This is a genomic window from Halothiobacillus sp., assembly GCF_028710545.1.
Classification (GTDB): Bacteria; Pseudomonadota; Gammaproteobacteria; order Halothiobacillales; family Halothiobacillaceae; genus Halothiobacillus.
The window spans coordinates 1,906-4,433 of the sequence record NZ_JAQTTX010000095.1 but is presented as its reverse complement, the minus strand read 5'-3'; the positions used below and the strand labels follow the sequence as shown (position 1 = coordinate 4,433).

General features: G+C 51.7%; 1 rRNA gene. It reads right to left on the bottom strand.

Annotated features, from left to right (window positions below):
• Positions 1–2,317 (bottom strand): 23S ribosomal RNA (locus tag PHD44_RS12320); the annotation flags it as partial.
• Positions 2,318–2,528: the final 211 nt, after the last annotated feature.

Genomic DNA, 2,528 nt, shown 5'->3' with positions numbered 1-2,528 from the left:
GCACCCTTATGCCATTGCACTCATCGCCTGATTTCCGACCAGGCTGAGGGTACCTTCGTGCTCCTCCGTTACTCTTTGGGAGGAGACCGCCCCAGTCAAACTACCCACCAGACACTGTCCCCAATCCGGATGACGGACCTAGGTTAGAACTCCGAACAGACCAGGGTGGTATTTCAAGGATGGCTCCACATGGACTGGCGTCCACGCTTCACGGCCTCCCACCTATCCTACACAAGTCGGTTCAAAGTCCAGTGTCAAGCTATAGTAAAGGTTCACGGGGTCTTTCCGTCTAGCCGCGGGTACACTGCATCTTCACAGCGATTTCAATTTCACTGAGTCTCGGCTGGAGACAGTGTGGCCATCGTTACGCCATTCGTGCAGGTCGGAACTTACCCGACAAGGAATTTCGCTACCTTAGGACCGTTATAGTTACGGCCGCCGTTTACCGGGGCTTCGATCAAGAGCTTCGCTTGCGCTGACCCCATCAATTAACCTTCCGGCACCGGGCAGGCGTCACACCCTATACGTCCTCTTTCGAGTTTGCAGAGTGCTGTGTTTTTGTTAAACAGTCGCAGCGGCCTGGTCACTGCAACCCACTTGGGCTCCACGAGCAAGTCGCTTCACCTACCATGGGCGCACCTTCTCCCGAAGTTACGGTGCTATTTTGCCTAGTTCCTTCACCCGAGTTCTCTCAACGCCTTGGTCTTCTCGACCTGTCCACCTGTGTCGGTTTTGGGTACGGTCGCTCATAATCTGAAGCTTAGAGGCTTTTCCTGGAAGCTTGGTATCAATCACTTCGTCTCCGTAGAAACTCGTCGTCATGCCTTGGCATTGACCCCCCGGATTTGCCTAAGGGATCTGCCTACACACTTAAACCGGTACTACCAATCACCGGCTGACCTAACCTTCTCCGTCCCCCCATCGCAATTATGAACGGTGTAGGAATATTAACCCACTTCCCATCGACTACGCTTCTCAGCCTCGCCTTAGGGGCCGACTCACCCTGCGCCGATTGACGTTGCGCAGGAAACCTTGGACTTTCGGCGTGCGTGGTTTTCACACGCATTATCGTTACTTATGTCAGCATTCGCACTTCTGATACCTCCAGCATGCCTCACAGCACACCTTCAACGGCCTACAGAACGCTCCTCTACCATGCCTTGCGGCATCCGCAGCTTCGGTACTGTGCTTGAGCCCCGTTAAATCTTCCGCGCAGGCCGACTTGACTAGTGAGCTATTACGCTTTCTTTAAAGGATGGCTGCTTCTAAGCCAACCTCCTAGCTGTCTATGCCTTCCCACATCGTTTCCCACTTAGCACAGATTTAGGGACCTTAGCTGGCGGTCTGGGTTGTTTCCCTCTTGACGATGGACGTTAGCACCCACCGTCTGTCTCCCGTAATTGCACTTCTCGGTATTCGGAGTTTGCAATGGTTTGGTAAGTCGGGATGACCCCCTAGCCATAACAGTGCTCTACCCCCGAGAGTGAGATACGAGGCGCTACCTAAATAGCTTTCGAGGAGAACCAGCTATCTCCGGGCTTGATTAGCCTTTCACTCCGATCCACAGCTCATCCCCAAATTTTTCAACATTTGTGGGTTCGGACCTCCAGTTGGTTTTACCCAACCTTCATCCTGGCCATGGATAGATCGCTCCGGTTTCGGGTCTAATGACCGCGACTATCGCCCTATTCAGACTCGGTTTCCCTACGCCTCCCCTAATCGGTTAAGCTTGCCACGATCATTAAGTCGCTGACCCATTATACAAAAGGTACGCAGTCACGGAATCTCTCCGCTCCTACTGCTTGTACGCACACGGTTTCAGGTTCTATTTCACTCCCCTCGCCGGGGTTCTTTTCGCCTTTCCCTCACGGTACTAGTTCACTATCGGTCGGTAAGTAGTATTTAGCCTTGGAGGATGGTCCCCCCATATTCAGACAGGATTTCACGTGTCCCGCCCTACTCGTCATCATGGTTGAGGCTTGTCGTGTACGAGGCTATCACTCTGTATCGCCAGACTTTCCAGTCTGTTCCACTAAACGTTCAACCACTTCAGGGCTCCTCCCCGTTCGCTCGCCGCTACTTGGGGAATCTCGGTTGATTTCTTTTCCTGCAGCTACTTAGATGTTTCAGTTCGCCGCGTTCGCTTCCCAAGACCTATGTATTCAGTCAAGGGATGACCACTAGGGCCGGGTTTCCCCATTCGGACATCTCCGGATCAAAGTCTGTTGCCGACTCCCCGGAGCTTTTCGCAGGCTGCCACGTCCTTCATCGCCTCTTACCGCCTAGGCATCCACCGTGTGCGCTTATTCACTTGACCATATAACCCAAAACAGCCTTTTGTTGCCTGTCTTGAATGGTCTTCTCGCTGACACAAGATGCAATGTACTTGTTATTAAGTAATTATCTCTTTCAAGACAATTACCCTTTTGCATTCACTTCGTATTGTTAATGATTATCGATTGTCTGACCTTTGTCAGAGGTTAATACACTCTTTATAAGCGTATTAAACTTTGACTCTTTGGCTCAAC